This window comes from Streptomyces sp. NPDC001450, assembly GCF_053597295.1.
Genome location: NZ_JBSFHY010000026.1, coordinates 114905 through 136604 on the forward strand (window position 1 = coordinate 114905; position 21700 = coordinate 136604).

Below are 21700 nucleotides of genomic sequence, written 5' to 3' on the forward strand. Positions count from 1 at the left end.
TTTGGGGCGCTACCGCTCAGCTCTTTCCGGACGTGCTCAGGGCTGCCGTGGACTCTACGATGTCCGCGGCGGCCCCCTTGTGTTCCGGGCCGGACGTCAGCAGCAGGTACACCAGTCCGCCGACCGCACCCGACAGCAGGAAGCTGCAGTCCACCCCGCCGGTGAGCCGCAGCAGCGGGCCCTCGTACGACGGCAGGGACACCGCCAGCAGGCCGACCGCCGCGCCGGCCGCCCAGGACGCGGTGGCCCGGATGTTCCAGCCGGACCGGTACCAGTAGATCCCGCCCCGCGAGCGGCGGTTGAAGACCTGCAGGGCGTCGGCGTCGTACACACCGCGGCAGCGGGCGAAGCCGATCAGGGTGATGACCGCCCACGGGGTGCCGATGGCGGTGAGCAGCAGGACGAAGGACGTCATCGCCGACTGCGCGTTCCAGGCGTAGTGGCCGACGAAGACACAGGCCGTGGCCACGACGGCGACCGTGTAGGTGGCGCGGGCGCGGGAGGCGCGGGGCAGGATCGCGTCCAGGTCGAGGCCCATCGAGTACAGCATCAGGCCCGCGTTGCCGACCGAGCCCGCGGAGGCGGACAGCAGCAGCGGGACCAGGTACCAGGCGGGGGAGGCGGACACCAGGGGCCCGGCGTAGTCGGTGGCCGCGCGGGCCGCGTACGCCGTGAAGGTGCCGAACAGTTGCGGCACCAGCAGACCCAGGATCAGGCCGAGCCAGGTGGCGTGCAGGACGCGGCGGCTGGAGTGGCGGGCGGGGGAGATGTAGCGGGTGTAGTCGCCGAGCAGGGTGATGAAGGCGATCGGTCCGGACAGGCCCGCCGCCACCGTCGCGAGGAACCAGGTCGGCCAGAAGGAGCCCAGCAGACAGCCGCCCGTCCCGGGCAGGGCCGAGGTCGTGAAGTGCGGGGCGTAGGCGAAGATCCCGACGGCCAGCAGGGCGGTCATGCCGACGGACAGCACCCGGGACATGGCGAGCAGCACCCGGTAGCCGTAGACCGCGCCCGCGACCGTGGCCGCGGCGAGCACCGCGTAGACGACGGCGTACGACACCCCGCCCGCGGGAAGTCCGAACAGCCGGCCGAGCACGCCGAGCATCACGTCGCCGCCGATCCACACGGTCAGGGCGGTGTAGCCGAGGGCCAGCAGCAGACCGACGACCGAGCCGACCAGTCGGCCCCGCACGCCGAACTGGGCGCCGGAGGAGGTGGACAGGTTGGTCGCGGTGCGCAGGGAGACCAGCGCCAGCGGGGCCGTGAACAGCGTGCCGATCACCGTGCCCGCCACGATCGCGCTCACCGACGCCCACCAGCCGAGCCCGAAGGACGGCGGCAGCCAGCCGAAGATGATCACTCCGAGGCAGAGGTTGGACCCGAGCAGGATCGAGACCAGGTCCCGTGGACCGCTGGTCCGCTCCTCGTCCGGGATGGTGTCGACACCGCGCTGTTCGATCGGCATGGCTGGGTCTCCTTCGACGGCCGTCTCTGCAAGTTTGAGCGGCGTTCAATGTGACGTGAACGGCGGCCATCGGTCAATGCTTCAGTTTCCTGAATGGTGCGTTTAGAGTGTTGCTCAAACGTGTGGAAGGCAAGGAGGTGCCGCGTCGTGAGACTGACCCCCACGGAACGTGACCGGCTGCTGCTCTTCGGAGCCGCGGAGCTGGCCCGGGCCCGCCGGGCGCGCGGTCTCAGGCTCAACGTGCCGGAGGCCACCGCGCTGATCGCGGACACCGTCTGCGAGGCCGCGCGGGACGGCAAACGGCTCGCGGAGGCCATCGAGGCCGCCCGCTCGATCCTCGGCCCCGAGGACGTGCTGCCGGGCGTCGCCGACGTCGTCACCGAGGTGATGGTCGAGGCCGTCTTCGACGACGGCTCCCGGCTCGCGGTGGTCTCCGACCCCATCGGCAGCGGCGCCGGCGCGGAGGGTCCGGGCGCGCTGCTGCCGGGCCCCCAGCACGCGGAGCCCGAGCCGGCCGTCCGGCTCACGGTCACCAACACCGCCACCGTGCCGGTCTCCGTCACCTCCCACTTCCACTTCTTCGAGGCCAACCCGCGGCTCGACTTCGTACGCGAGCAGGCCTACGGCATGCGGCTCGCCGTACCCGCCGGATCCTCCGTGCGGTTCGGGCCGGGGGAGAGCGCCGGGGTCGGGCTGGTCCCGATCGGCGGCGAGCGGATCGCGATCGGCTTCGCCGGTCTGGTCGACGGGCCGCTGGACGCGCCCGGAGCGAAGGAAGAGGCGCTGCGCAGGGCTGCTGCCTGCGGTTATCTGGGAGTCACGGTGCAAGGGCCGGAAGGAGGCGAGCGATGAGCCGCTCGAAAGGACGCGAGATCGACGAGTCGATCCACATGGACCCCCACGCCTACGCGGCCACCCACGGCCCCCGCGCCGGTGACCGTGTCCGGCTCGGCGACTCGGGCCTGGTGATCCGGGTCGAGTCCGACTCGCAGAAGTACGGCGACGAGTTCCTCGCCGGGTTCGGCAAGACCGCCCGTGACGGGCTGCACCTGAAGGCCGCCGCCGTCCGCGAGACCTGCGACGTCGTGATCAGCAACGTCGTCGTGATCGACGCGGCGCAGGGCATCCGCAAGGTGTCCATCGGTATCCGCGAGGGCCGCGTCTGCGCGATCGGGCGGGCCGGCAACCCGGACACCCTCGACGGGGTCGACGTCGTCGTCGGCACGGGTACGTCCATCGTGTCCGGCGAGGGACTCATCGCCACCGCCGGTGCCGTCGACACCCACGTCCACCTGCTGTCGCCGCGGATCATGGAGGCCTCCCTCGCCTCCGGCGTGACCACGGTCATCGGCCAGGAGTTCGGCCCGGTGTGGGGCGTCGGCGTCAACTCGCCCTGGGCCCTCAAGCACGCCTTCAACGCCTTCGACGCCTGGCCGGTCAACATCGGTTTCCTGGGCCGGGGTTCGTCCTCGCACAGCGCCCCGCTGGTCGAGGCCCTCGCCGAGGGCGGTGCCTGCGGCTTCAAGGTGCACGAGGACATGGGCGCCCACACCCGCGCGCTCGACACGGCCCTGCGGGTCGCCGAGGAGCACGACGTCCAGGTCGCCCTGCACAGCGACGGGCTGAACGAGTGCCTGTCCGTCGAGGACACCCTGCGCGTCCTCGAAGGCCGCACGATCCACGCCTTCCACATCGAGGGCTGCGGCGGCGGACACGTGCCCAACGTGCTCAAGATGGCCGGCGTCCCGAACGTCATCGGCTCCTCCACCAACCCCACCCTGCCCTTCGGCCGGGACGCGGTCGCCGAGCACTACGGCATGATCGTCTCCGTCCACGACCTGAAGACCGACCTGCCCGGCGACGCGGCCATGGCCCGCGACCGCATCCGGGCCGGCACGATGGGCGCCGAGGACGTGCTGCACGACCTGGGCGCGATCGGCATCACCTCGTCCGACGCGCAGGGCATGGGCCGAGCGGGCGAGACGGTCCGCCGTACCTTCGCCATGGCCGGGAAGATGAAGGCCGAGCTGGGGCCCCTGCTTCCCCATGACGGGGAGGGCGGTGACAGCGAGGGCGACGACAACGCCCGCGTCCTGCGCTACATGGCCAAGCTGACCATCAACCCCGCCATCGCGCACGGCCTCTCGCACGAGGTCGGCTCGATCGAGGTCGGCAAGCTCGCCGACATCGTGCTGTGGCGCCCGGAGTACTTCGGCGCCAAGCCGCAGCTCGTCCTCAAGTCCGGCTTCCCGGCGTACGGCGTGGTCGGTGACCCGGGCGCGGCCACCGACACCTGCGAACCCCTCGTCCTGGGCCCGCAGTTCGGCGCGCACGGTGCCACGCCCGCGGACATCTCGGTCGCTTTCGTCGCGCAGTCCGCCCTCGACCAGGGCAACGACCGGATGCCCACCCGGCGCCGCAGGGTCGCCGTGCGCGGCACCCGGGGCATCGGCCCCGCCGACCTGCGCCTGAATTCCCGCATCGGAGCGGTCGACGTCGACCGGCGCACCGGCCTGGTCACCCTCGACGGCGACCCGCTGCGCTCAGAGCCCGCCGACTCCGTCTCCCTGAACCGCCTCTACTTCCTCTAAGGACCCGCGACATGACCACCCCCGCAGCCGACGGCTTCCGCATGCCCGCCGAGTGGACCCCGCACGAGCGCACCTGGATGGCGTGGCCGGGCCCCAACCCCACCTTCGACGACCCGGACGACCTCCGTCTGTCCCGCATGGCCTGGGCCTCGGTGGCCCGTGCCGTCCTCCGCTTCGAACCGGTGACCGTCGTGTGCGGCCCCGGCGAGTCGGCGGACGCGCAGGTGCTGCTCGGTCCCGGCGTCGACACGGTCGAGCGTGATCTGGACGACGCCTGGATGCGGGACATCGGCCCCACCTTCCTCACCGACGGCCAGGGCGGACTGGCCGCCGTGGACTGGACGTTCAACGGTTGGGGCGCCCAGGACTGGGCCCGCTGGGAGCACGACTCGAAGATCGCGGCGTACGTATCGGACCTCGCGGGCGCGAAGAGCTACAGCAGCGCACTTGTCAACGAGGGCGGCGCGATCCACGTCGACGGCGAGGGCACCGTGCTGCTCACCGAGACCGTGCAGCTCGGCCCCGAGCGCAACCCGGGCTGGACGAAGGAGCAGGTCGAGGCGGAGATCCACGCCCACCTCGGCACCAGCAAGGCGATCTGGCTGCCGCGCGGCCTGACCGGCGACTACCCGCCCCACGGCTTCGGCACCCTCGGCCACGTCGACATCGTCGCCGCCTTCGCCCGCCCCGGTGTCGTCGTCGCCCACCACCAGCCGGACCCGGCCCACCCCGACCACGAGGTCACCAAGGAGGTCATCGGCATCCTGAGGTCGGCGACCGACGCGCGCGGCCGCAAGCTGGAGGTGGTCGAGGTGCCCGCCCCGACCGTCCTGGAGGCCGACGGCCACTGGGCCGACTACTCCTACATCAACCACTACCTCTGCAACGGCGGGGTCGTGCTGTGCGGCTTCGACGACCCGCGCGACGAGATCGCCGCCGGGATCTTCCGCCGTCTCTTCCCCGAGCGGACGGTCACCCTGGTGGACGCCCGTACGATCTTCTCCGGCGGTGGTGGCATCCACTGCATCACCCAGCAGCAGCCGAAGGTCTGACACACACAGGAGCAGCAGATGGCCGGTGCGGCCCGTGCGCGCAGGAACGCGCCGCCGCGCGAGGAGGTTCTCGTCGCCGCCATGGGCATGATCGCCGAGCGCGGTCTGGAGAAACTCACCATGGCGGGGCTCGGCCGTGAGGTCGGGATGAGCAGCGGCCATCTGCTGTACTACTTCCACTCCAAGGACGAGCTGCTGCTGCAGACCCTGGAGTGGAGCGAGGGCCGGCTCGGCGCCGAGCGCAGCCGCCTGCTCACCCGCCCCGGCACCGCCCGGGAGCGCCTGGAGGCGTACGTCGACCTGTACGTCCCCGACGGGCACCGCGACCCGCACTGGACGCTGTGGCTGGAGGTCTGGAACCGCTCGCAGAGCGCTGCCGCCGACGCTGTCGCCCGCGAGCGGCAGGCCGCCATCGAGGGCGCCTGGCACCGCGACCTGGTCGCGCTGCTCGCCGAGGGCGTCTCACGCGGCGAGTTCCGCCCGGTCGACGCCGACCGCTTCGCCACCCGGCTGCGTGCTCTGCTGGACGGCTTCTCCATCCATGTCGCCATCGGTCTGCGCGGCACGGGACGGGAACAAGTGATCGCCCACGTGCGGGAGTTCCTCGCGGAGACACTCCTCGCGCCGGACGCCTGACGACCGCATCCTGAGACGGTCGGGGAGCCAGGGGCGGGGCTGTGCCAGACTGCTTCCGTGCTCTCGTTCGCCATGATTATTGGCAGCAGGCGCGCCGGTCCGCAGTGACCACCACGTACGACCAGGTACGGGTGGCCACCGTCGTCCTCGACCCGCGCGCAGACCTCTCGCACCCGCGAGGGGTTTTTTGGTTTTCCGGCCCACCTTCAGCCGGGAACGGAGCGCGAGGGAGTATTGGGGGGACGGTGGAGCCGGTCATTCCGGTAAGACCGAAGATCCACAATCAGGAGCCTTGAGACCATGACCGAGACGGCAACCAGCGAGCTCGACGACTCGTTCCACGTCTTCGACACCACGCTGCGCGACGGCGCGCAGCGCGAGGGCATCAACCTCACCGTCGCGGACAAGCTCGCCATCGCACGGCACCTGGACGACTTCGGCGTGGGCTTCATCGAGGGCGGCTGGCCCGGCGCGAACCCGCGGGACACCGAGTTCTTCGCCCGCGCCCAGCAGGAGATCGACTTCAAGCACGCCCAGCTGGTCGCCTTCGGCGCCACCCGCCGCGCCGGCGCCAAGGCCGCCGACGACCCGCAGGTCAACGCGCTCCTCGACTCGGGCGCCCCGGTGATCACGCTGGTCGCCAAGTCGCACGACCGGCACGTGGAGCTGGCGCTGCGCACCACGCTGGACGAGAACCTGGAGATGGTCCGGGACACCGTGTCCTACCTGCGCGAGCAGGGCCGCCGGGTGTTCGTCGACTGCGAGCACTTCTTCGACGGCTACCGCGCGAACCCGGAGTACGCGAAGGCGGTCGTGCGCACCGCCTCGGAGGCCGGCGCCGACGTCGTCATCCTCTGCGACACCAACGGCGGCATGCTCCCCGCCCAGGTCCAGGCGGTCGTCTCCACGGTCCTCGCCGACACCGGCGCCCGGCTCGGCATCCACGCCCAGGACGACACCGGCTGCGCCGTCGCCAACACCCTGGCCGCGGTGGACGCCGGCGCGACCCACGTCCAGTGCACGGCGAACGGCTACGGCGAGCGCGTCGGCAACGCCAACCTCTTCCCGGTGGTCGCGGCCCTGGAGCTGAAGTACGGCAAGAAGGTGCTGCCCGACGGCCACCTGCGCGAGATGACCCGCATCTCGCACGCCATCGCCGAGGTCGTGAACCTCACCCCGTCCACGCACCAGCCGTACGTCGGCGTCTCCGCCTTCGCGCACAAGGCGGGCCTGCACGCCTCCGCGATCAAGGTCGACCCGGACCTGTACCAGCACATCGACCCGGAGCAGGTCGGCAACACGATGCGCATGCTGGTCTCCGACATGGCGGGCCGCGCCTCCGTCGAGCTGAAGGGCAAGGAACTCGGCATCGACCTCGGCGGCGACCGCGAACTGGTCGGCCGGGTGGTCGAGCGGGTGAAGGAGCGCGAGCTCAAGGGCTACACCTACGAGGCCGCGGACGCCTCCTTCGAGCTGCTGCTGCGCGCCGAGGCCGAGGGCAGGCCCCTGAAGTACTTCGACGTCGAGTCCTGGCGGGCCATCGTCGAGGACCGCCCGGACGGCACCCACGCCAACGAGGCCACGGTCAAGCTGTGGGCCAAGAGCGAGCGGATCGTCGCCACCGCGGAGGGCAACGGCCCGGTCAACGCCCTCGACCGGGCGCTGCGCGTCGCCCTGGAGAAGATCTACCCGCAGCTCGCCAAACTGGAGCTGGTGGACTACAAGGTCCGCATCCTGGAGGGCAAGCACGGCACGTCGTCCACCACCCGCGTCCTGATCTCCACCTCCGACGGCTCGGGCGAGTGGTCCACGGTCGGCGTGGCGGACAACGTCATCGCCGCCTCCTGGCAGGCCCTGGAGGACGCCTGCACCTACGGCCTGCTGCGGGCCGGGGTCGAGCCGGCCGAGTAGTCCGCCTCAGGGAGCACGCCAGACGTTGTCGAAGGCGTCCTCCTCGATGCGCCGCCGCTGCCGCACGGCCTCCAGCTCCGTCAGCGCGTCGTTGACGGCCGCCAGGACGGTCACCACCGCGTTGTCGGGCAGGTCCTCCGGGGCCTGTTCCGGCGCGCCCTCGGGTATCCCCAGGGCGGCCGCGAGACCGGCGAGGACGGGCTCGCGGGAGGCCCAGCGGTCGGTGGCGTGCCGCCGTTCCGGCGAGTCGGCCGGAGTGCCGTCTCCGCTCCGCCAGGGCAGCCAGTGGTGCAGGGCTCCGGTGGCCGGCCGTCCCCGCGCCTGCAGATCGTCCGCGTAGGCGGCGGCCAGGCCGCGCCCGCGGCGCCACAGCCAGTCCTCGACGGACTCGTACGGCGCCTGCCGGGTGAGCGCAGCCCCCGCCGCGTCCAGCAGCCGGTCACCGGTGGCCGGCTGCAGGCCGGGCACGATGCGCTCGTCGTCCAGGGTGACGGCCTCGGCATCCATCAGGTCGACCAGCTCGGCCCCCGCCAGGGCGAGCGAGAGGTCCCCCTGCTCGACGGGCCGGCCGGACGGGACGTCCAGAGCGACGATCAACAGGTCCCGCGCTGTGCTCATGTCGGACTCCCTCGGGAAGGCGCCCGGCGGGATGCCGGCTCCCTTCATCGTCCCCCAGCCGGTGCACCGCCGCCCATCAGCACGCGTCCTCGGCGAGCTTCTCGAAGGCGCCGAGCCGCATCGCCCGACCGTCGGCCCACACCTGACCGGGCCTGAGCCGGGCGATCTGCTCGGTGGTGAACACCACCGTCCCGTTGTACGAGTCACCGGTCACGTAGTGCCCGAAGCCCAGCGTGTAGCGGTGGTGGGGGAGCAGCCGCCGCGCTCCGCGGTGCCGGGCCTTCCAGTCGCCGGGAGGGGTGAACAGCGGGAACTCGGCGTCCCCGTGGAGCCCCTCCTTCCGTACGTCCCACCCCGTGGTGACGGGCCCGTCGCCACCGTGGCGTGCCCGCCCGTCGAGCGAGGGCCCCTGGTAGTCGTCGTCGCCACAGGGCCGGAACAGGGCGTACGGCGCCCCGTCCGTCCCGACCCGCACAGCGGCGAGCGGCAGGTCGACCGCCGTACACCCGCTGAGCAGGAGCATCCCGCTCACGCCACCCAGCACGGCGGCCGTCGCCCGTCTCAGGACGTGTCGTCCACCAGCTCGTCGAAGGCGTCCCTGCGTGATGGCAACGGCGCCGACGCCGGCCGTTCCCCGGAAGGTGTCGTCCGACGCCTCGTCCCCGGAGCCGCGCAGTCTCCAGCGCTTCATATTCCCCCTCCAGGGCGGGACGCGACCCGCCCTGCTGCAAGTGCCACTTCTGGTCGGCGGCCCCGGTGCGCGACCGGATCTGCGCCCTCGCCCCGTTCGCCGACGAGTTGTCCGTCACGTCCAGGCACCTGTTCGCCGCCGTGTTCACCACATCACCGGCGGAGGCGTTGTACGACCACTGCTGGGCACCGGTTCCATTGCAGTCGTACAACTGCACCTTGGCCCCGTCCGAGGCGTCGCCCTTCCCGGATTGTCTGACGTGACGTCTTGACGGGTCTGTGGGACGTTAGTTAACTCACGGCGTGATCTAAGTCCTGAGTGAACCACGAGAGTCGAGGATGGTCCATGCCGAGAACCGCCCTGCTCGTGTCCGCCGCCTTGCTCACCGCCCTGCTCTCACCGACCGCGTCCCACGCGGCCGACGACCCCGCTCCCGTCCCCGTCGACCGCTTCGAGGGCGAGGTCCCGTTCGCCTCCCAGCCCGCCGAGGGCATCTTCACCTGGGGGAGTGACACCGACGACCCGCCGGCCCTGCAACTGACCGCCCGCTCCGACGCCCCCGAGGGCGCCAAGGTCCTCACCGGCAGCTACGACATCAGCGGCTACGGCGGCTTCACCCACGACTTCGCCGCGACCGAACCCGCCCACGACTGGTCCGCCCACAAAGGCATCCGCTTCTGGTGGGACGGTCAGGACAACGGCCGGAAGATCGCCTTCGAGATCAAGGACGGCGGCGCGAACGGCGAGGCCTCCGAGCTGTGGACGACCTCCTTCACCGACGACTGGACCGGCTGGAGACAGGTCGAGATCCCCTTCACCGACTTCGTGTACCGCACGGACTACCAGCCCGTCGGCGGCATCGACCACGTCCTCGGGCTGACCGGCATGTGGGGCTACGCCGTCACCCTGCCGGCCGGCGTCAAAGGCCGGTTCGCCATGGACGACGTCGAGTTGTACGGCAGGGCCGACCAGTCCCTGCGGGCGAACGTCACCACGGACTCCGCCGTGTACCCCGTAAAGGAAGGCGGTACGGCCGCCGTCAAGGTCACCGTCGCCACCACCGGCTCCGCGCCGATCGACGACCCGGTGACCGTCACCTACGAGACCGCCGGTGGCACCGCCGACCCCGGCAAGGACTACACCCCGGTCTCCGGCACCCTCACCTTCCCGGCCGGCACCGCCTCCGGTACCTCGAGGACCATCGAGGTACCCACCCTCCGGGACAGGGCCGCCGAGTCCGCCGAGACCGTCCCGGTCAAGCTCACGGTGACCGGCGCCAAGGCGCCCGCCGAGACCCCGCAGGTCGTCGTCGACGCGCACGGACTGCCGTACCTGGACGCGAAGTTGCCGGTCGGGAAGCGCGTCGCCGACCTCGTGTCCCGCATGTCCCTGGCGGAGAAGGCCGGCCAGATGACCCAGGCCGAGCGCGGGGCCGTCGGGGGCGGCGCCGACATCGCGACGTACGCCCTCGGGTCACTCCTGTCCGGCGGCGGCTCGACCCCCACGCCCAACACCCCCGAGGCGTGGGCGAAGATGATCGACTCCTTCCAGCTGCGCGCCCAGGCCACCCGCTTCCAGATCCCGCTGATCTACGGCGTCGACGCGGTCCACGGCCACAACAACCTGTCCGGCGCCACGGTCATGCCGCACAACATCGGCATCGGCGCCACCCGCGACCCCCGGCTCGCCGGGCAGGCGGGTGCGGTGACCGCCGCCGAGGTGCGGGCCACCGGCATCCCCTGGGACTTCGCGCCCTGCCTGTGCGTGAGCCGCGACGAACGCTGGGGCCGCTCCTACGAGTCCTTCGGCGAGGACCCGGCGCTGGTCGAGTCCATGGAGACCGTCGTCCAGGGCCTCCAGGGCCGTGCGAACGGCAGGGACCTGAGCCGGAACGACAAGGTCCTCGCCACCGCCAAGCACTTCGTCGGCGACGGCGGCACCGAGTACGGCTCCTCCACCACCGGGACGTACAAGATCGACCAGGGTGTCACCAAGGTCACCCGGCAGCAGCTGGAGGCCGTCCACCTGGCGCCGTTCGAGACCGCCGTCGACCGGGGCATCGGCACGGTCATGCCGTCGTACTCCTCCCTGGACGTGCTCGGTGACGGACAGGGCCCGGTGAAGATGCACGCCCGCGCCGACATGATCAACGGCGTCCTCAAGGACCGCATGGGCTTCGACGGCTTCGTCATCAGCGACTGGAACGCCATCGACCAGCTCCCCGGCGACTACGCGTCCCACGTCCGCACGTCGGTCGACGCGGGCCTGGACATGATGATGGTGCCGTACACGTACGAGGACTTCACCGGCACGCTCGTCGACGAGGTGAAGGCCGGCCGGATCAGCGAGCGGCGGATCGACGACGCCGTCTCCCGCATCCTGACCCAGAAGTTCCGGCTGGGCCTGTTCGAGCACCCGTATGCCGACACCAGCGGCGCCGCCGCGATCGGCTCCCCGGAACACCGGTCCGTGGCCCGCCGGGCCGCCGCCGAGTCCCAGGTGCTGCTGAAGAACACCGATGGGCTGCTGCCTCTGAGGAAGAGCGAGAAGGTGTACGTCGCCGGGTCCGACGCCGACGACATCGGCAACCAGTCCGGCGGCTGGACCCTCACCTGGCAGGGTTCCTCGGGGAACATCACCCCGGGCACGAGCATCCTCCAGGGCATGCGCGAGGCCGGCGGGAACGTCACCTACTCCAAGGACGCCTCCGCGCCGACCGACGGCTACGACGTCGGTGTGGTCGTCGTCGGCGAGACCCCGTACGCCGAGGGCGTCGGCGACGTCGGCAACGGCCACTCCCTGCAGCTGTCCGCCGCCGACCGGGCCGCCGTGGACAAGGTGTGTGCGGCCATGCGGTGCGCGGTGCTGATCGTCTCCGGCCGCCCGCAGCTGATCGGCGACCGGCTGGACGGGATCGACGCGCTCGTGGCCTCCTGGCTGCCCGGCACCGAGGGCGAGGGTGTCGCCGACGTCCTCTACGGCAGGCGCCCCTTCACCGGGCAGCTGCCGGTCACCTGGCCCAGGTCCGAGTCCCAGCTGCCGATCAACGTCGGCGACGCGTCGTACGACCCGCAGTTCCCCTACGGCTGGGGCCTGACCACGCTCACCCGGGTCCCGCGGGGCGGCACCGCGACCCTGCGCGCGCTCGCCCTGGCGGCGACGGCGGCCGAGCGGACGGGCGCCGACCGGACCGGACGCGAGCTGGTCGCCGAGGCGCGGCTGCTCGTCCAGCAGAAGGTGGGGCAGCGGATCACGGAGGCCGTGGCGAAGCCCTTCGCCGACGCGGACCATCTGCTGCTCACCGGCAGGTACGGAAAGGCGGTGCGGAAGCTGACGGAGGCGTACCAGGCCGCGTAAACCCCCCTCCGATCCGGGCCCACCCGTCTGATCTGAAGGGATGCCCACTTTTGGGAGGCTTCGGGTAGCTTCGAAGGATGAAGGCCGTCCTGCGGACCCGAAGCCTCCCAGCGCTGTTGCTGGCCGCCCTCACCCTGGTGATCGTGACCGTGCTGACCCCTGGCGCGATGGCGGCCACCAGCATCTCCACCATCGCCGACGCCCTCCGCAAGAGCCCGGTCTACGTCGACCCGGCGGCCTCCGCCCCGCTGCCCGCCGCCGACGCCGGCACACTCGCCAAACAGATCAAGGGCGCGAACAAACCCCTGTTCATCGCGGTCCTGCCCGCCGACTACCCCACCCAGAACCTCTTCTCCGACCTGCGCACGGCCACCGGAGTCACCGGCCTGTACGCCATCCGCCTCGGCGACCGCTTCGACGCCCGCGCCGACTCCTCCGTGCTCCCGCGCAGCGCCGTGCAGAACCTCGTCACCAGCGTCCAGGGCGAGAGCGCCAAGACCCAGCTCACCGACTTCACCGACCGCGCCCTGGCCAACATGGGCGGCCACGCCCCAGCGTCCTGGGGCTCCTCCGGCAAGGGCGGCGGAATGTCCACCACGGCGCTGATCACCACGGCCGCGGTCCTGGTGGCCGGCGGCGCGGGCGTCTACGCCCTGGTCCGCCGCAACCGCCGCCGCCACGCCGAGGAGCAGCGGGCCGCCCTGGACCGCCTGCGGGTCGTCGTCGACGAGGACGTCACCGCCTTCGGCGAGGAACTCGACCGGCTGGACTTCCACCCGGCCGAGGCGGGCGCCGACGACGCCATGCGCGGGGACTACGAACGGGCCCTGGACGCCTACGACAAGGCCAAGCAGTACATGGCCGACGCCCGAAAACCCGAGGACGTGCGCGCGGTCACCGAGGCACTGGAGGACGGCCGCTTCTCCCTGGCCCAACTGGCCGCCCGCCGCGAGGGCCGCCCCCTCCCGGAGCGTCGCCCGCCCTGCTTCTTCGACCCCCGGCACGGCCCCTCGGTCATCGACGCCGCCTGGACCCCGCCCGGCGGCGCACCCCGCGAGGTCCCGGTCTGCGCGGCCGACGCCACCCGTCTGGCCGACGGCCGCGACCCGGTGATCCGCGAGGTCGACACCGACTACGGCCGCCGCCCCTACTGGGACGCCGGACCGGCCTACGGCCCCTGGGCGGGCGGCTACTTCGGCGGCGGCATCCTGCCCGGCCTGCTCGTCGGCACCCTGCTCGGCAGCGTGATGGCCACACCGTCGTACGCGGCCGACTACGGCACCGGGTACGGCGACTTCGGCGGCGGGGACTTCGGCGGCGACGTGTCCGGCGCGGACTTCGACCCCGGCGACTTCGGCGGTGGCTTCGGCGACGGTGGGGGCTTCGACGGCGGCGGGGGAGGGGACTTCGGCGGGGGCTTCTGAGCGCGTCAGTCGTTCTGTGAGGGCACGTCCATCGTGCCCAGCCGCTCCATCACCGCCGCGGCCAGCGCCAGCACCCCGCGCTCCGTCTCGCCCAGCGCGCCGAGCGCCTCGGCCAGCCAGGCGTCGCGCTCGGCCATGTCCCGCTCCAGCGCCCGCCGCCCGGGCTCGGTGAGCGTGAGCACGGCCTGACGCCGGTCCGTCGTGCCCGCTTCCCGCGCGATCAGCCCATCGGCCTCCAGCTCGGCGAAGACCCGGGTGAGTGACTGCGGCCGCTGCCGCTCCGCCGCCGCGATCTCACCGGGCGTGGCCGACCCGTGCCGGTGCAGATACCCGAGCACCACGAGCTGGTTGGAGCTGAGACTCCCGTCCCCGCGCTCCTGCCTGAGCCGCCGGTTCAGCCGGACGACGGCCCGCCGGAGAAGGGCGGCCTCGGAAAGGTGATCCATGACCCCGAATGATACGCTCATGCGTACTTCTATGGTCCACACATCCCCAATATTCTGGGAAGGTGGCCAAGAAACTAATACGCAATGCGTATGAAGCTGCTACGACGATGACGGCCGTCCTGCTCTCCTGGTCGATCGCCCTGTGGCTGGAGGGCGCGGCCGGACTGCACACGGACTCCGTCGTCCTCGCGGTGGTCCTGACCGTCACACTCGCCCGGACCCAGCGGACGGCGGACACCCGGGGCCCCCTCAGGGCACTCGCCCTGCTGCCGGCGGTGTCGGCGATCTGCGCCCTGGTCGGCCGCCTTATCGCCACCCACTACTGGCTGGGCGCGGCCGTCTTCACCGCGGGCATCTCCCTGGCCATCTGGATCCGCCGCTACGGCCCGGCCGCCACCCGGGCGGGCACCCTGATCACCCTCCCGCTGGTGGCGCTCCTGGTGGTCCCCGGCCCTGCTCTCCCACCCAAGGCGCAAGGGCAGCTGGTGAGTTGGGCATGTTCGGCGCTCATCGGCGTACTGGCGTGGGCGAGCGTGTGGCTGGTGCAGACGGCGGCCGACCGGTACGGCCCCTGGCCGGCCGAAGCCGACCCGGGCACCCCGCGCCGGCCCTCCCGACTGCACCCCCGCCCCAGCACACGGATGGCCGTACAGATGGCGGCGGGGGTGGCCGCGTCCTTCGCGCTCGGCCGACTGCTCTACGACGACCACTGGCCCTGGCTGGTTCTGACCGCGTACGTCGTGGCAAGCGGCAACCGGGGCCGAACCGACGTACTGCGCAAGGGAGTCGAGCGCTTCCTGGGCGCCTGCGTCGGCACCCTGCTCGCCACGGGCGTGGCGGCGGCCGGCATCACGGGTCACGCGGCGGTGGCGGTGCTGTTCGCCGTGCTGGCCGTGGCCCTGTGGCTGCGCCCGCTCACCTACGCCTACTGGGCGGCCGGCATGACCACGGCCCTCTCCCTGCTCCTCGGCTACTTCGGTCACGACGCGCAGAGCCTGTTGCCCACGCGCCTGGCCGCGATCGCCGTCGGCGCGGTGCTGTCCGTCGGGGCATCCTGGTTCCTGCTGCCGGTTCAGCGGAAGCCGTGGCGTCTGCGTACGGCGTGACGGGCGGCGTAACGCTCACCGGCGGCGTGCCACCAGGCGGGCGGAGAAGGGCCGTTGACGACGGAGGTCGGCTGGCCGGGATGCAGTCCGAGCCGCCGCAGCGCCCGGGCGTCCACGTTCACGCCGAAAGTCCCGTGCCAGTGCCCGTCGTCGCCGATGCGGCACATCAGGTCGATCCGCAGCTCTTCCGCTTCGAACGGCATCCAGTCGATGCCGCGTTCCCGCAGTCAACCCAGCAGGAAGCGACCGGGGTTGGGATGCCCCGGCAGGTTCGGGAACGAGGCGAGATGGACCCAGTCGGTCTCTTCGTGTTCGGAGAGTGCTGCCATCGGACCACTCTGACACGAACAGGCGAACGCCCGCCCTCCCTTTTCGGGGGAGTGGAGGGCGGGCGCGCTCAGGGTGTGGAGGCATCGGGGCGGCTGAACCGCCGGAGGCTCACGCGTTCTTGATCGCCGAGATGTCGAAGTTCAGCTTGATCTTGTCGGAGACCAGGAAGCCGCCGGTCTCCAGCGCCGCGTTCCAGGTCAGGCCCCACTCGGAGCGCAGGATCTCGGCCTTGCCCTCGAAGCCGACTCGCTCGTTGCCGAACGGGTCCTTCGCGGCGCCGTTGAACTCCAGGTCGATGGTGATCGGCTTGGTCACGCCGAGGATGGAGAGGTCGCCGGTGATGCGGTAGTCGTCGCCGCCCAGGGCCTCCGCGTCGGTGGAGCGGAAGGTCATCGCCGGGAACTCGTCGGTCTTGAAGAAGTCCGAGGACTTCAGGTGGCCGTCACGGTCGGCGTTGCCGGTCTCGACGCTCTCCATCCGGACGTCGATCGTGGCGGTGGACTTGGCGGGGTCCGCGCCGTCCAGGTGCAGGGTGCCCGTGAAGTCCAGGAAGCTGCCCTTGACGTTCGTGACCATCGCGTGGCGGGCCACGAAGCCGATCGTGGTGTGCGCGGGGTCGAGCGTGTAGTCACCGGTCAGCGCGGCCAGGTCGGGGCTGACGGTGGTGGGCGCCGAGGCGGGGGCGGGGGTGGATTCCTTGCGGCCGAAGATGCCCATGACGTGCTCCTTGGGGACGGGCGCGGTCGGTGATGCCGAAGCCGCGGGGCTTTCTGTTTAACGTTCAACGAACCTAACGACTGTGACCGTAGACCTATTCCGTTCAGTTTTCAACATCATCCGCATCGTGTTTTCACGGTAACCGGGAGTCACCGTGCGCGCCCTCTGGTGGACGTGCACAGGGCTCGGGCACCATCGGCGTGCACCACCTGCACAGCCGCCCCACAGGAAGCACGGCCATCCGCAGGAAGGGTCCCCATGAAGGCCACGAAGGTCATGAAGGTCCGCTCCGTCCTGACCGCGCTCGCCCTCGTCGTCGCCCCCGGCGTCGCCGTCGTCGGCACCGCCACCGACGCCTTCGCCGTCACCAAGGTCAGCCACGCGACCGCCACCCAGATGTTCCGCGACGTCGGCATCACCTGGTCCTCCTCGGGCAACTGCTCCGACCGGAACAACCCCACCTGTACGTCCTTCGAACAGCTCAACCTCGCCACCGCGCAGGGCGCCCAGACCCTCAAGCGGGCCGGCGGCTGCGCCCTCAACATCACCGGCGGCACCGAGACCGGCCACGCCTCCGGCACCTACTCCCACTGGAACGGCTACAAGCTCGACTACGGCAAGAACACCTGCGTCACGGCGTACATCAAGGGCAACTTCACCTACATCGGTCTGCGCGGGGACGGTGCCCCGCAGTACCGGTCCGGCTCCGGCAACATCTATGCCGACGAGGGCACCCACTGGGACGTCCTCTACTACAACTGCGGCGGCTGCTGAGGCAGGGGCGGTGACCACCGGCACGGGTACGACCGGACCGACGCGGCGCGCCCTGCTGCTGGCCGCCGCCCTCACCGCCGCCCTGGCGCCCAGGGCCCACGCGGCACCCGCCGCCGACCCCTACGACACACTCCGTCGCCGCTGGCTCGACATCGCCCTCGGCGCCGGGTACGACCCGGCGGCCGAGCCGTACGCCTCCCGGCTCGCCCAACTCGGGGCATCGGCCAGGAACTTCCGGGGCACCATGGCCCCTGCCCCGGCTTCGCTCTGGCCGGGTCACCCCTTCGACCCGCCCGCCGGCATCACCTTCAGCTACGGCTGCCTGTGGACCATGGCCCAGGCCTACGTCCAGCCCGGCACCGGCTTCACCGGCGACGACGCCCTCCTCGCCGACGTGCTGCGCGGCCTCGACCACCTCTCCGCCACCGTCTACAACCCGGCCACCACCCGCTACGGCAACTGGTGGGAATGGCAGATCGGCAGCCCCCGGCTCCTCATGGACCTCACGGCCGCCCTGTACGACCACCTCGGCGAGAGCCGGGTCGCGGCCGCCTGTGCCGCCGTCGACCACTTCATCCCCGACGCGATGCTCACCGACTACTCCGGCACCTCCACCGGCGCCAACCGCGTCGACCTGTGCCGCTCCGTCGCCCTGCGCGGCATCCTCGGCCGGGCCGGCGGCCGTGTCACGCTCGCCCGGGACGCCCTCTCGCCGGTCTTCCCGTACGTCACCCGGGGCGACGGCCTCTACGCCGACGGCTCCTTCGTCCAGCACACCTGGGTCGCCTACTCCGGGACGTACGGCCAGGTGCTGCTCGACGGCCTGGGGCGGCTGTTCGCCCTGCTCGCCGAGTCGCCGTGGGAAGTCACCGACCCGGTCCGGCAGAACGTCCTGGACAGCGTCGAGCACGCCTACGCGCCCCTGATCCACGACGGGTTGGTGATGGACTGCGTCAACGGCCGTGCCATCAGCCGGGGTTATCTGCGCGGCGACGATCTGCACGTCATGCGCAGCGACCACTACCACGGGCGGGCCCTGATCGCGGCCATCGCCCTGCTCGCGGGCGGCGCGAGCGAGGCGGAGCGGGAGCGGTGGTACGGCCGGATCAAGGGCTGGATCCAACGGGACACCGTGACACCGATCCTGACGGCCAGTCAGTTCGGGGTGGCGGATCTGGCCCGGCTGCACGCCGTCGCCGACGCGGCCGTACCCGCGAGCCCGGAACCCGTCGGGCACCGCCTCTTTCCGGCCATGGACCGGGCCGTCCACCGCCGCCCCCGCTTCACCGCCGCGCTCTCCATGGCCTCCGACCGCATCGCGCACTACGAGTGCGGAAACGGCGAGAACCCACGTGGCTGGCACACCGGCGCCGGGATGCTCTCCTGGTGGCCGGCCGGGCGCGGCGACCGGTCCGACCGGTCCGACCGGTCCGATCAGTACACCGACTGGTACTGGCCGACCGTGGACTGGTACCGCCTTCCCGGCACGACCGTGTCGACCAGGCGCCTCGCCGACCGGGCCGGCGGCGAGTGGGGCGCCCCCAAGCCGGACGTCCGCTGGGTCGGCGGCGCGACCGACGGCGAGTACGCGGCCGTCGGCCAGCACCTCAAGGGGCTCGGGTCCACGCTGGAGGCCCGCAGGTCCTGGTTCTTCCTCGACGACGCCGTCGTCTGCCTGGGCGCCGGGATCACCTGCGCCGACGGCGTCCCCGTCGAGACGGTCGTGGACAACCGCAACCTCGGCGAGAACGGCACCCAGGCCCTCACGGGCGGCCCGGGCTGGGCCCACCTGGAGGGCCACGGCGGCTGGATCCTGCCCTGCGGCGGCGAGCTGCGCACCCTGCGCGAGGACCGCACCGGCGCCTGGTCCGACATCAACACCACCAGTACGGCCGAGCGCCGCACCCGCCGCTGGCAGACCCTCTGGCTCGACCACGGCACCGACCCGGCCGACGCCTCGTGCGCCTATGTCCTGCTGCCGGGCGCCTCCCGCGCCGAGGTCGCCGCCCGAGCCGCCGACCGTCACTGGCTGTGCGTCCTCGTCAACGACGCCCGCCGTCAGGCCGTCGCCGTGCCCGCGCTCGGCCTGACCGCGGCGAACCTGTGGGAAGCCGGTACGGTGGGTGGCCTGACCGCCTCCGCCGGCGCGAGCGTGCTCGTCCGGCGCCGGGGCCGTACCGCTACCCTCTGTGTCAGCGAGCCGCCCCGCACGGGCACACCCCTGGAGATCGTCTGGGACCACCCCGTGCGCTCGGTCGTCAGGGCCGACGACACCGTGGAAGTCCTCTCGGCGGGGCACCGTCTGAGGCTCCGCGTCACTCCAGGGATGGCATGCTCCACACACGAATGTGAGCTGTCTCTCAGGTGACGCCTTTGTGGCTTCCCCACAACGTCAACGCCCCCTGAGCAGTCGGAACGGCTGCATGCCGCCGTGGTTCTGTTTGGTGGCACCAGGAAAACGGGCTGGAGACTGTACGGAGTCGACGGCTCGCTTTCCTTGGTGTCCTTCGTAAGGTCGCTACATGACCGTTTTGGAAGAGACGACGGGTGAGCCGACCGGCGAGCCGACGGACGCGCGCGGACGGGTCGCCGAGCTGCACGAGATCCGTGCGCAGGCCGTGGCAGGCCCCAGCGAGAAGGCGACCGAGGCGCAGCACGCCAAGGGCAAGCTGACGGCGCGGGAGCGCATCGAGCTGCTCCTGGACCCGGGGTCCTTCCAGGAGGTCGAGCAGCTGCGCCGGCACCGGGCCACCGGTTTCGGCCTGGAGGCGAAGAAGCCGTACACCGACGGTGTCATCACCGGCTGGGGCACGGTCGAGGGCCGCACGGTCTTCGTGTACGCCCATGACTTCCGGATCTTCGGCGGTGCGCTGGGCGAGGCCCACGCCACCAAGATCCACAAGATCATGGACATGGCCATCGCGGCCGGTGCGCCGCTGGTCTCCCTGAACGACGGCGCCGGCGCCCGTATCCAGGAGGGCGTCTCGGCCCTCGCCGGCTACGGCGGCATCTTCCAGCGCAACACGAAGGCCTCGGGTGTCATCCCGCAGATCTCCGTGATGCTGGGCCCGTGCGCGGGCGGCGCGGCCTACTCCCCGGCGCTGACGGACTTCGTGTTCATGGTCCGCGAGACGTCCCAGATGTTCATCACCGGCCCGGACGTGGTCAAGGCGGTGACGGGCGAGGAGATCACCCAGAACGGCCTGGGTGGCGCGGACGTGCACGCCGAGACGAGCGGTGTCTGTCACTTCGCGTACGACGACGAGGAGACCTGCATCGCCGAGGTGCGCTACCTCCTCTCGCTGCTCCCGCAGAACAACCGCGAGAACCCGCCCCGGGTGGAGGCCGGCGACCCGGTGGACCGCCGCAGCGACGTCCTGCTCGACCTGGTGCCGGCGGACGGCAACCGGCCGTACGACATGGCCAAGGTCATCGAGGAGATCGTCGACGACGGCGAGTACGTGGAGGTCCACGAGCGCTGGGCGCGGAACATCATCTGCGCGCTGGCCCGCCTGGACGGCCAGGTGGTCGGCATCGTCGCCAACCAGCCCCAGGTGCTGGCCGGTGTCCTGGACATCGAGGCGAGCGAAAAAGCTGCGCGCTTTGTCCAGATGTGTGACGCTTTCAATGTCCCGATCGTGACCTTCCTGGACGTACCGGGGTTCCTGCCCGGTGTCGACCAGGAGCACGGCGGAATCATCCGCCACGGCGCGAAGCTGCTGTACGCCTACTGCAACGCGACCGTGCCGAGGATTTCGCTCATCCTGCGCAAGGCGTACGGAGGTGCCTACATCGTCATGGACTCCCAGTCGATCGGCGCCGACCTCACCTACGCCTGGCCCACCAACGAGATCGCCGTGATGGGCGCGGAGGGCGCGGCCAACGTCATCTTCCGCCGCCAGATCGCCGACGCCGAGGACCCCGAGGCCACGCGGCAGAAGATGGTCAAGGAGTACAAGGCCGAGCTGATGCACCCGTACTACGCGGCGGAGCGCGGCCTGGTGGACGACGTCATCGATCCCGCCGAGACCCGCGAGGTCCTCGCCAAGTCCCTGGCGATGCTGCAGTCCAAGCACGCCGACCTGCCCTCCCGCAAGCACGGCAACCCCCCGCAGTAACCGAGCGGACCCGTCGCGGCAACCCCGCGGACCTCTCTCTCACGGAGACTGACATCCATGAACACGCCTGACATCCGCGTCGAGAAGGGCCACGCCGAGCCCGAGGAAGTCGCCGCCATCACGGCCGTCCTCCTGGCCCGTGCGGCCGCCCAGCCGGCGGCTTCGGCCCAGTCCCACCGAGGCCGGGCCAAGGCCGGCTGGCGCCGCCTCGAGCGCGAGCCCGGCTTCCGGGCGCCGCACAGCTGGCACGGATAGGCTGCGCCGCTCAGCAGGTTCTTGAGGGCCCCTCTGCTTCAGAGGGGCCCTTCTTGGTGTGCAGGCACAGGAAGAGAGAAGCGCCGCCGCGGCGGAAAGCGAAGGGCCCTCCCCGTGCTTCCGTTCTAGTGGTCGTCGCAACACCCCAGCTCAGGGGATGCGATGGACTTCGAGATTCGGGATGAGCGGAAGCCTCAGGGGCCCCGCAGGTT

The 21700-nt window shown here is 71.4% G+C and carries 18 protein-coding genes and 1 pseudogene; 12 read left to right on the forward strand and 7 right to left on the reverse strand.

Annotated elements, in window-relative coordinates:
- Positions 1–16: 16 nt before the first annotated feature.
- Positions 17–1462, reverse strand: a complete 1446-nt coding sequence (locus tag ACWC5O_RS26980) for a cytosine permease (protein WP_450590429.1) — start codon at positions 1460–1462, stop codon at positions 17–19.
- A gap of 147 nt (positions 1463–1609) precedes the next feature.
- Between ACWC5O_RS26980 and ureA the strand changes: the two genes are divergently transcribed.
- The 5 genes from ureA (at position 1610) to cimA (ending at position 7652) form a co-directional block, all read left to right on the forward strand.
- Complete coding sequence (ureA, locus tag ACWC5O_RS26985) at positions 1610–2314, forward strand: urease subunit gamma (RefSeq protein WP_450590428.1); 705 nt, start codon at positions 1610–1612, stop codon at positions 2312–2314.
- Positions 2311–4053 carry an urease subunit alpha gene (locus ACWC5O_RS26990; protein ID WP_450590427.1) on the forward strand — a complete coding sequence of 581 codons (1743 nt, stop codon included), beginning with the start codon at positions 2311–2313 and terminating at the stop codon, positions 4051–4053. Before ureA ends, ACWC5O_RS26990 begins: the two co-directional genes overlap by 4 nt.
- A gap of 11 nt (positions 4054–4064) precedes the next feature.
- Positions 4065–5105 (forward strand): agmatine deiminase family protein, encoded by a 1041-nt coding sequence (locus ACWC5O_RS26995; RefSeq protein WP_450590426.1) that lies wholly within the window; start codon positions 4065–4067, stop codon positions 5103–5105.
- Positions 5106–5123: 18 nt separating this feature from the next.
- The gene (locus ACWC5O_RS27000; protein ID WP_450590425.1) at positions 5124–5741 is read left to right on the forward strand and encodes a TetR/AcrR family transcriptional regulator; all 618 of its coding nucleotides are present in this window, start codon (positions 5124–5126) and stop codon (positions 5739–5741) included.
- A gap of 300 nt (positions 5742–6041) precedes the next feature.
- Positions 6042–7652, forward strand: coding sequence for a citramalate synthase (gene cimA, locus ACWC5O_RS27005; RefSeq protein WP_450590424.1), 1611 nt, complete (start codon positions 6042–6044; stop codon positions 7650–7652).
- Positions 7653–7658: 6 nt separating this feature from the next.
- Here cimA and ACWC5O_RS27010 read toward each other — a convergent pair whose 3' ends face one another.
- The 3 genes and pseudogenes from ACWC5O_RS27010 to ACWC5O_RS27020 all read right to left on the reverse strand — a co-directional run.
- The gene (locus ACWC5O_RS27010) at positions 7659–8270 is read right to left on the reverse strand and encodes a GOLPH3/VPS74 family protein (RefSeq protein ID WP_450590423.1); all 612 of its coding nucleotides are present in this window, start codon (positions 8268–8270) and stop codon (positions 7659–7661) included.
- 76 nt (positions 8271–8346) lie between these two features.
- Positions 8347–8961, reverse strand: coding sequence for a hypothetical protein (locus ACWC5O_RS27015; RefSeq protein ID WP_450590422.1), 615 nt, complete (start codon positions 8959–8961; stop codon positions 8347–8349).
- A 34-nt stretch (positions 8962–8995) separates the two neighbouring features.
- Positions 8996–9202, reverse strand: a pseudogene (locus ACWC5O_RS27020) (ricin-type beta-trefoil lectin domain protein); the annotation flags it as partial.
- Positions 9203–9306: 104 nt separating this feature from the next.
- On the opposite strand from ACWC5O_RS27020, the gene ACWC5O_RS27025 reads away from it, so the two are divergent.
- Positions 9307–12318 (forward strand): glycoside hydrolase family 3 protein, encoded by a 3012-nt coding sequence (locus ACWC5O_RS27025; protein ID WP_450590421.1) that lies wholly within the window; start codon positions 9307–9309, stop codon positions 12316–12318.
- Positions 12319–12395: 77 nt separating this feature from the next.
- Positions 12396–13742 (forward strand): hypothetical protein, encoded by a 1347-nt coding sequence (locus ACWC5O_RS27030; RefSeq protein ID WP_450590420.1) that lies wholly within the window; start codon positions 12396–12398, stop codon positions 13740–13742.
- A gap of 5 nt (positions 13743–13747) precedes the next feature.
- Here ACWC5O_RS27030 and ACWC5O_RS27035 read toward each other — a convergent pair whose 3' ends face one another.
- Positions 13748–14188 (reverse strand): MarR family winged helix-turn-helix transcriptional regulator, encoded by a 441-nt coding sequence (locus ACWC5O_RS27035; protein WP_450590419.1) that lies wholly within the window; start codon positions 14186–14188, stop codon positions 13748–13750.
- A 107-nt stretch (positions 14189–14295) separates the two neighbouring features.
- On the opposite strand from ACWC5O_RS27035, the gene ACWC5O_RS27040 reads away from it, so the two are divergent.
- The gene (locus ACWC5O_RS27040) at positions 14296–15294 is read left to right on the forward strand and encodes an FUSC family protein (RefSeq protein WP_450590418.1); all 999 of its coding nucleotides are present in this window, start codon (positions 14296–14298) and stop codon (positions 15292–15294) included.
- On the opposite strand, the gene ACWC5O_RS27045 is transcribed toward ACWC5O_RS27040, so the two are convergent.
- Together ACWC5O_RS27045 and ACWC5O_RS27050 are read right to left on the reverse strand one after the other, a co-directional pair.
- Positions 15261–15497, reverse strand: coding sequence for a hypothetical protein (locus tag ACWC5O_RS27045; protein ID WP_450590417.1), 237 nt, complete (start codon positions 15495–15497; stop codon positions 15261–15263). The two genes, ACWC5O_RS27040 and ACWC5O_RS27045, sit on opposite strands and share 34 nt — an antisense overlap.
- Before the next feature lie 235 nt (positions 15498–15732).
- Positions 15733–16341, reverse strand: a complete 609-nt coding sequence (locus ACWC5O_RS27050) for a YceI family protein (protein ID WP_450590416.1) — start codon at positions 16339–16341, stop codon at positions 15733–15735.
- A 276-nt stretch (positions 16342–16617) separates the two neighbouring features.
- On the opposite strand from ACWC5O_RS27050, the gene ACWC5O_RS27055 reads away from it, so the two are divergent.
- From ACWC5O_RS27055 to ACWC5O_RS27070, 4 genes are all read left to right on the forward strand, one after another.
- Positions 16618–17115, forward strand: a complete 498-nt coding sequence (locus tag ACWC5O_RS27055) for a hypothetical protein (RefSeq protein ID WP_450590507.1) — start codon at positions 16618–16620, stop codon at positions 17113–17115.
- Between the two features lie 10 nt (positions 17116–17125).
- Entirely contained in the window at positions 17126–19483 is a 2358-nt protein-coding gene (locus ACWC5O_RS27060) for a polysaccharide lyase 8 family protein (protein ID WP_450590415.1), read from the forward strand.
- Positions 19484–19637: 154 nt separating this feature from the next.
- Positions 19638–21233, forward strand: a complete 1596-nt coding sequence (locus ACWC5O_RS27065) for an acyl-CoA carboxylase subunit beta (protein WP_450590414.1) — start codon at positions 19638–19640, stop codon at positions 21231–21233.
- Positions 21234–21290: 57 nt separating this feature from the next.
- Positions 21291–21488 (forward strand): acyl-CoA carboxylase subunit epsilon, encoded by a 198-nt coding sequence (locus tag ACWC5O_RS27070; protein WP_450590413.1) that lies wholly within the window; start codon positions 21291–21293, stop codon positions 21486–21488.
- The last annotated feature ends 212 nt before the right edge of the window (positions 21489–21700 follow it).

Coding starts and splice junctions, on each gene's coding strand:
- ACWC5O_RS27015 (WP_450590422.1), bottom strand. CDS start 8,961: ATGAAGCGCTGGAGACTGCGCGGCTCCGGGGACGAGGCGTCGGACGAC.
- ACWC5O_RS27070 (WP_450590413.1), top strand. CDS start 21,291: ATGAACACGCCTGACATCCGCGTCGAGAAGGGCCACGCCGAGCCCGAG.
- cimA (WP_450590424.1), top strand. CDS start 6,042: ATGACCGAGACGGCAACCAGCGAGCTCGACGACTCGTTCCACGTCTTC.
- ACWC5O_RS27035 (WP_450590419.1), bottom strand. CDS start 14,188: ATGGATCACCTTTCCGAGGCCGCCCTTCTCCGGCGGGCCGTCGTCCGG.
- ACWC5O_RS26980 (WP_450590429.1), bottom strand. CDS start 1,462: ATGCCGATCGAACAGCGCGGTGTCGACACCATCCCGGACGAGGAGCGG.
- ACWC5O_RS27030 (WP_450590420.1), top strand. CDS start 12,396: ATGAAGGCCGTCCTGCGGACCCGAAGCCTCCCAGCGCTGTTGCTGGCC.
- ACWC5O_RS27045 (WP_450590417.1), bottom strand. CDS start 15,497: ATGCCGTTCGAAGCGGAAGAGCTGCGGATCGACCTGATGTGCCGCATC.
- ACWC5O_RS27040 (WP_450590418.1), top strand. CDS start 14,296: ATGACGGCCGTCCTGCTCTCCTGGTCGATCGCCCTGTGGCTGGAGGGC.
- ACWC5O_RS27025 (WP_450590421.1), top strand. CDS start 9,307: ATGCCGAGAACCGCCCTGCTCGTGTCCGCCGCCTTGCTCACCGCCCTG.
- ACWC5O_RS27050 (WP_450590416.1), bottom strand. CDS start 16,341: ATGGGCATCTTCGGCCGCAAGGAATCCACCCCCGCCCCCGCCTCGGCG.
- ACWC5O_RS27055 (WP_450590507.1), top strand. CDS start 16,618: ATGAAGGTCCGCTCCGTCCTGACCGCGCTCGCCCTCGTCGTCGCCCCC.
- ACWC5O_RS26995 (WP_450590426.1), top strand. CDS start 4,065: ATGACCACCCCCGCAGCCGACGGCTTCCGCATGCCCGCCGAGTGGACC.
- ACWC5O_RS27010 (WP_450590423.1), bottom strand. CDS start 8,270: ATGAGCACAGCGCGGGACCTGTTGATCGTCGCTCTGGACGTCCCGTCC.
- ACWC5O_RS27065 (WP_450590414.1), top strand. CDS start 19,638: ATGACCGTTTTGGAAGAGACGACGGGTGAGCCGACCGGCGAGCCGACG.
- ACWC5O_RS26990 (WP_450590427.1), top strand. CDS start 2,311: ATGAGCCGCTCGAAAGGACGCGAGATCGACGAGTCGATCCACATGGAC.
- ACWC5O_RS27000 (WP_450590425.1), top strand. CDS start 5,124: ATGGCCGGTGCGGCCCGTGCGCGCAGGAACGCGCCGCCGCGCGAGGAG.